Origin of the sequence: Rhizobium sp. BR 362, assembly GCF_036528765.1 — a bacterium.
Taxonomy (GTDB): domain Bacteria; phylum Pseudomonadota; class Alphaproteobacteria; order Rhizobiales; family Rhizobiaceae; genus Rhizobium.
Map to the genome: position 1 here is coordinate 22,811 of NZ_JARWGH010000051.1, position 7,079 is coordinate 29,889.

At 56.6% G+C, this 7,079-nt stretch carries 4 protein-coding genes and 2 pseudogenes; 4 read left to right on the forward strand and 2 right to left on the reverse strand.

Features of this window, described 5'->3' with window-relative positions:
* Window positions 1–344: 344 nt before the first annotated feature.
* Together QDY28_RS28995 and ligD are read left to right on the forward strand one after the other, a co-directional pair.
* Window positions 345–803, forward strand: a pseudogene (locus tag QDY28_RS28995) (Ku protein); the annotation flags it as partial.
* Entirely contained in the window at window positions 800–1,864 is a 1,065-nt protein-coding gene (ligD, locus tag QDY28_RS29000) for a non-homologous end-joining DNA ligase (protein ID WP_004120011.1), read from the forward strand. The pseudogene QDY28_RS28995 and the gene ligD, both read left to right, overlap by 4 nt.
* A gap of 949 nt (window positions 1,865–2,813) precedes the next feature.
* Here ligD and QDY28_RS29010 read toward each other — a convergent pair.
* Together QDY28_RS29010 and QDY28_RS31135 are read right to left on the reverse strand one after the other, a co-directional pair.
* The gene (locus QDY28_RS29010; protein WP_065091957.1) at window positions 2,814–3,809 is read right to left on the reverse strand and encodes a helix-turn-helix transcriptional regulator; all 996 of its coding nucleotides are present in this window, start codon (window positions 3,807–3,809) and stop codon (window positions 2,814–2,816) included.
* Window positions 3,810–4,819: 1,010 nt separating this feature from the next.
* Window positions 4,820–5,920: a hypothetical protein gene (locus tag QDY28_RS31135; RefSeq protein WP_425349256.1), complete on the reverse strand. Its 1,101-nt coding sequence runs from the start codon at window positions 5,918–5,920 to the stop codon at window positions 4,820–4,822.
* 790 nt (window positions 5,921–6,710) lie between these two features.
* Between QDY28_RS31135 and QDY28_RS29020 the strand changes: the two genes are divergently transcribed.
* Both QDY28_RS29020 and QDY28_RS29025 read left to right on the forward strand, forming a co-directional pair.
* A complete protein-coding gene (locus QDY28_RS29020) occupies window positions 6,711–6,863 on the forward strand; it encodes an HU family DNA-binding protein (protein WP_442967612.1) in 153 nt (50 codons plus the stop codon).
* A 65-nt stretch (window positions 6,864–6,928) separates the two neighbouring features.
* Window positions 6,929–7,079, forward strand: a pseudogene (locus QDY28_RS29025) (IS630 family transposase); the annotation flags it as partial.

The following is a 7,079-nucleotide window of genomic DNA, read 5'->3' on the forward strand; positions in this document are numbered from 1 at the left end:
AGTTTGGCGAGTTCTGCCGCAAAGCACGTCACCCGATTGCGCCCAGCTTTGGGAGCGATTCTGTCCGTCCGCTGCGCCGCGAACGGATCGCCATTGCGCGGTTGGCTGGAACACGTCGACCTTCAAACTGACCAACGGTCTGACAAGACGATACCGACTCGCGTCGAAACGCTTTTGTCGTCCCTTTATAGAACAAGTGTCGCGCCGAAAAATGTACACAATAGGGGATCAACGCTCCCGTTTCCCATCATGTTGGGGCCGATTTCGGCTCCGACAATTGCTGCCGCTGGTCGTCATTCAAGTATATCCGCAAAGGGCCAACGGTCGCACATTCACCCTCCCCTGGACCGGCAGCGTTCAAAGTCTTGCCAGACCCCATGGGCGCAGAGAACATGGTCGGCATATCGAGGCTGGTGCCTTCGCGGCGGGAACGCGCCGTCATGCCCGAGCCATGCGGCAAGGGTATCGTGCTCTGGACGCTGCGCTATGGTGATGAGGTGCGGGATGGGGAAAACTATTTTGCCGCAATCGATGATGAAGAGCCAGAAGCGGAACTGATGCCGCTCGTGCAACAGCTCATCAAGAAACAGACTCAGCGCTGGAGCCCGAAGATGGTCGCCGATCCGATGCAGGAGACGCTGCTTGACATTATCAACACAAAGAAGAAGCAATTGAAGAAACCGTCCAAAGCCATGCCGAAGAAGAAGGCTGAAGCTTTGACGGGCAATGTCATCAACATCATGGATGCGTTGCGCAAGTCCATCGAGAACGAACGGGGTTCAGGGAAGCAATCGACGAGATGACGACAAGACGCAAAGCCTCGATGCCGCTGCTCGACGAATCCGGCTCGACCCTTCAGTCACGCCAGGTGCGAAAGCGCGATCCCGCCCAGCCAAGCCTGCCCTTCGATCCGATGCCCGAGCGCATCGAGCCGTGCCTGGCGCTTTTGAAGCCGACACCACCGAAGGGAGCCGACTGGCTGTTCGAGGTGAAATGGGACGGCTACCGTCTGGCGCTCCACATCCATCGGAAGGATGTGAAGGTCATCACTCGCGGAGGCCACGACTGGACGCACCGCTTTCCGGCAATTGTCGATGCGGCGCGTGCACTCGGGGTCAACAGCGCCATTCTCGACGGCGAAGCCGTCGTGCTTGACAATCAAGGCCGCTCCGACTTCGGGGCATTGCAGCGCTCGCTTGGTGGCCGCGGCGGCAAAAAGGCGTCAGACGAAGCGATCCTATATGCGTTCGACCTTCTCTATCTTGACGGCCACGACTTGACTGGCACCGAGCTTTCGGTGCGGCGGCATCTGCTGGAGGATCTCATTTCACCGACGAGCGACGGCGCCGTTCGCCTGTCGCAGGAGATGGCCTTGGACGGCGAGGTCCTGCTGGAGCACGCATGCCGGGCAGGGCTTGAGGGCATTATCGCCAAGCACCGCGACCGGCCATATCGCTCCGGGCGCACCGGCGATTGGCAGAAGATCAAGTGCATCCAAAGCGAGAGCTTCATGGTCGTCGGCTATGAACAGTCGTCCTCGGCACGCGGCGGCATCGGTAGCCTGCTGCTCGCCGCGCGGAAAGGTTATGATTGGGCCTATGTCGGCTCGGTCGGAACCGGCTTCAACACGAAAGATGCCGAATACCTGCGCAAGACCCTCGATAAGCTGAAGACAGCCAGGCCGGTCGTGCCGCTGAAGGGCAAGAATCTCGTCTTTGCTCAGCCGACAATTATTGCCGAAATCGAGTTCCGCGGCTGGACACATGACGGCAGCCTTCGTCACGCCTCCTACAAGGGTCTAAGGGAAATCCAGGACAACGCCGCAGTCTTCGACATTGCCGAGCGGCCTGCGCCAAGCGAATAGAGCGCTCGAGGCTTTGGGGAGTACCGCATTACCTCCGGGGGAATAGTAGCCTGGCTCTCGGATGGATGGGAGGATTACTGCCAGCAGTTGACCGCCGTATGGAGACGCGGCGACCGTAAACAGGGGCTCGTCTTTCCATAACGCGTCTGACAACATTTCCCGCGTGCCAAGGTCGAAAATCGAACGCATATATGTTTCATTGAACGGATCGGACATATCGTAGTGAAGCTGGCAATCAATAGAGGCTACATGAAGCTTGGCTTCAGTCCGACGGGCATAGCCGTATAAGGCCATCAGAGAATTCCGTTCCTGCGCCTTGACCAACATCGAATATGCCCTTGCCATCACAGGCAACGTGCTGTCCGACATATTGGAGAATTCCGGGATCAGAGCGTTATTGACGATAACATTCAGGTTGATACATCGGCAATCAGGCTCCGTAACGAATCTCTTATATGTCAGAATTGACTAAAGCGATCTGAGAGCTGCCGCTCTGAAAGAGCCTCGATATCCTAGATTATTGCCGGCGGCCGGGGACGTCTGAATGTTTCCAGGCAATGACATTTGTGAGAAATTTTGTTTCTAGATCTGGTGATGTGCGCCAGGTGAATAACGGGTTCGGCCCGATGCGATGGCGCCGGGCAACTATGCTACCCGTTACATCTGGCTCACAACTTTCCTAAGCAATGACAAGCTCTCGGCCATCGACGAGCGACGATGGCGCTCTCGGCTTGACAGTGATCGCGTTATGTATGTTCGCCCCGACCATGGGGGGTCGGAAAGCGCTCTTGGAACGAAGGGTACCTGCGTGGGAATTCAGCCCGAGCGAAATAGCAGGTGCAATTGCCCAGAGAGCTCAGTTTCTCTAGCTGGCAGATCCATCGCCTTCGATCTGTCCATTATCAATCCGCGAACACGCGTCGACATGGAACGGGTGTCAACATGCGCTTTATAACGCCGTAGTCCGATTCTTATCATAGCTGCGCCCTAGATCGTATTTCGGCAGGACGCCGAAAGCCGCACGATACTCCTGAGAGAAGCGGCCCATCTGTATAAACCCCCAGCGACGCGCGATTTCACTGACCGTCGCAGATGGCGTGGCAGTTAAAAGATCGCGACGTGCGCCATCAAGGCGGAGCTGCCTCAGATAAGCCATTGGAGTGACGTTCAAAAAACGTCGAAAATTGATCTGAAGTGCCCGCACGCTGACGCCCGCTGCCGCTGCCATGTCCGCAATCGTGATAGGCATTGCGATATGTGCTCTGGCAAACTCCAGCGCTCTTCGAAGCTGGCGAGGCGCAATGGTCTGCACCGGCGATTTCGTCTGCGAAAACGTGTGAGGCAGATTCTGCACCATCAGCAGACAGAACATCTCTTGGAAGCTCGTCAGGGCAAGGGGAGAAACCTCTAGGTTTTGATCGGCGCAGATCTCATCTCGGAAGAAACGCATGAGTTTTAAAAGAGGTGCCGCCGGTCCCGCTGTCAGGTCCTGCAGGGGAGCGAATTCGAAATCGACAGGTGGCAGGCGTTCGAAGGTGCTGATCAGAGCGGCGTTTACTGCGCTCCTTGGGATGCAGAATCCCTCCGCAACAGAGCCTGCGTGAATGTTCACCGCGGAATAGCGGTCGGCCGTCGTCAGCAGTCCCGTGCAGGGCGTGATAGCATGACTTATGCCGCCTGTTGCCAGGTCATAGCAGGTTCCATGCTCGACAAAGAACATGAAGTCATCATTCTCGATCGTGACGGAAAAGGCGCGGTCCGTTGAAGTCGATCCCGTCCAGCCCACCATCTCGCCGGCGCCATGGACACCGAATGAGAAAAGACCGCGGCTATCGCTACTGAGAGGCCGATAGAAATTGTCGTGCTTTTCACCGTTAAGCCATTCGGAGACCTCACTGGTTGTGAGCGACGTCGCCTCGAGCTTAAGCGTCAGAATTTCGGTCAACTTGCTCCACCAAATTCACTGTTTTGTCGCGCGCTTGGAGTGACGGCAAACAACTGGCCCCCTGTCAGCTTCTAATGAAAAATTGATTGACCTCAAATAGCCATTTCAGGCTATTTCGCGCATGTCTCTTCCTCGGACGAAGCTATTTGACCTTTGAGCAAGCGGGCCGCTCATGGCGCGAGCAAGACGCGTATCAGTGACGACAAACCAAGAAGCAATTCGCCAGTTTCGCTCGCCATGATCGACAGCCTCGGCGATCAGACCGTCTCGGCAACTTCGTCGCCCATCCACTGCTTGTCCTCGGCGATGATATGACAACCGACCACATATCGCCGGCAGGCCAGATATCCGCCGGCAGCGAAGCGGGCAGGCATTTGATCGTCGAGGGCAATCCTGCAGACGACCCTGAACGTCTATGCCACCCGACGCGGAAGCTGGAAAGCGATGGTCAAAGGACTTTCCCACAACGGAATGGCGGCCAACCTCCTCATCGACGGCCGATCCGCGCGCCACACGATCCATAGCGCTTAAGGCGAGGTAGGCCCGTTATGGGAGGTAGGCCAACGATATCAAAAGGCGGACTGGATACGGTGATCGTTGCAGGAGAACGCTAGGGCGCCGGCTCGTCGCGGGATTGGGCTGCAAAGGGCGCCGGTCTCTTGGGCGCCGGGGCGATCCTGATCGAGGCGAAGCTTTCTTGGCTTCCGGATCCGCAGAGCGCTGATGAGCCCCGCAAGGCCCACGCCGCCGCCTTCGCCCGCACTACCGCGGGGTCTCCGACAATTGGATTGGCCAGACGCTTCATTGTCGCGACAGCGTCGTCCTCATCCACCGTCATGAATGCGTCGGCAACACGCGCCAGTATCCGCCAGGCGACAGCGACGGCTCGTAGCATTCGAGCATCGCCACGACGTGTCGGAGACGATAATCCACTCATTGGCCTCGGCGACCCCTGCAGCCTCCTTAACGGAATCATCGTAGGTTCCGGCGACCCTGATCATCTCCGCTCCTCATCTGGCAATCAAACGCAATCCTTGGTCTGACAACATCGTCGCCAGTCGGTGGATGGAGGTTTGGACGCCGGAAACGGTCTTCGCCATCCGGCCGTCCTGCTGCGATGCTCTGTCGAAACAGAAGCTCAGCAACGTAATCGCCGCCATCAGGAGCACTGTGAGCAGAGCCGACTGGGTTATGGTGGTTGGTTCAAATGGCACGCAATAGAGCAGCATGTTGCCAAAGGCGAAGGTGAAGAGGCTCGTGCGACCGAAGAACGTTAGCGATCTCCACAGCGCGGTCGGCGCAATCGACTGGCGCAGGGTAAGCAGGACAGCGGCGGCCGTAACGGCAAAAGCACCGAGAATGCCGGCGGCGAAGTAAAGCGGATGGCTGTCCAGTCGAATGGCCATGTTCCCAAGGCCTCTCTTCGTTTCGCTATCGAGTATCCACGCGCCCGCGATGAGCGACAGTCCGGTGCCAAGGAGCACAAGCCAAGCGCGCCGAGTCATCCCTGCGGCCACACCCGAAGCCGAGCCCATCAGAATTTTCCCGAGGGCCATTCCGGATATGACAAGCGTCATGCCATGCAGGACGGAGGGGCCACCGAGCTTGGCTCCCCCTATTCCGAACAGGAACATCGCGAGACGGTCCACTTCCGTTGGCAAGCCAAATACTACGGGGCTTGGCAGCCCGCGCAAGACCGGATGAAGAATGTGAATGGCGACGGCCAGGATCAGAAGCGGAACTAGGCCCAGGCGATTGCGCGTCCATAAAAGGGCGGGAGCCACAGTCAGTGCGATTGCGTAAAACTTCAGAATGTCAGTGAATGGGGTCACCCCCAGCATGAAGATCGTCGATAGGGAAAAGAAGAACGAGTATTCCGACTTCGCGAAAAAAAGAACGACGACGGAAAGACTGTATAACAGCCAGCATTGAATGGCCCGCGACCACAGACGAGCGATCGATATACTGCGCTTGTCGGTATCAAATCGTGGTCTGTATACGACTTCAAGCATCGTTCCGAAAAGAACAATGAACGTTGGCGTTGCAAGCGCCATCATTAATTTAAGACCATCAACATAGGCTCCCTTAAAAACGTCTGCCAATTTGGACACCGCCAAGACGTGACTTCCCATAGCCAGGAAAATCGCACATGAACGAGCCACATCGATCCCAACTATCCGATTTATCTTCATATTTACTCTCATGCTCCGGCAATTCGGCGCCTTGATTTTCAGTTTCGACCTCTAATAAGCATCTCCGAAAGATCGGTAAAATTGATTGGTTGGATCGCAATGATCTAAGCAATGGATGGTGGAAGGCGTTTTGAGGGTCTTCGCGGGCAGTTTCACTCCTGTCCTTGGCGTAGCGCGACAAATCACGCCAACAGCCGGCGCGCCATTTTTCAAAACTCTCCTCTGCGAAGCGGTCCTCGCCGCACGAGCATGAAAACACTCCTTGCTATGGCTGCCGTCCCATCATGACGGAATGGAAAAGCACGGGCGATAAACTCCAGTACAACGGCACTCGCAGCCCACATGTTCAGCGCGATGACCGATGGCGCTTCTTCCGCCGCGCACTCGTCACGACAGTCAGGCTAATATGTTCACATCATTTCTGACTGCGTGCATATCGTGGGTCATCTGGAAGCTCTGGCGAGGACGGCTGGGCCTACGTGCAGGCTGATGTCTGCCCACACTCGCTCGATAGCCACAGTAGGGAAAATCCGCCTGCAAGGCTCGCAGCAAGTAAGCATATCTGCCCATGACGGTGCTTCGTCTCTTGCAAAATTCTCACGCAAGAGGGACTTTCGACAAAGTGCCGTGCCGCTTCGCAGTTCCGCCCGGTACCGGCTAGGTTGCCTGTTTTAACGAACGTCAAGTTTTCCGTACATGAGATTGGAACATGATCAAATCCGAACTTATCGAAATTGTCGCTCATCGCAGACCCTTTCTGCATTTGAAGGATGCGGAAAGGATCGTTGATGCGATCCTCGAGGAAATGGCTGAAGCGCTGATGCGTGGCGACAGGGTTGAGCTAATACCGCGTCCCGTTTAACTTGACTCTTTGGCCTTCCCAAAACGCGGTGAATCTGAATCTCTGGAGCAAACCGGAGGTCTGCGATGCGATCAGGGATTTCATTGCGTGAGGATTTTGACGGAGAAGGTCTGCGGCGGCTGGCGCGGCAGACGAAGGACGCCGCCCAGGCACGACGTTTGTTGGCGCTCGCGTCGATCTATGACGGAGGCTCGCGTTCCGATGCCGCCCGTCTCG

Excerpts from the sequence above, each read along its gene's own strand:
- ligD (WP_004120011.1), top strand. The coding sequence starts at position 800 with ATGACGACAAGACGCAAAGCCTCGATGCCGCTGCTCGACGAATCCGGC.
- QDY28_RS29020 (WP_442967612.1), top strand. The coding sequence starts at position 6,711 with ATGATCAAATCCGAACTTATCGAAATTGTCGCTCATCGCAGACCCTTT.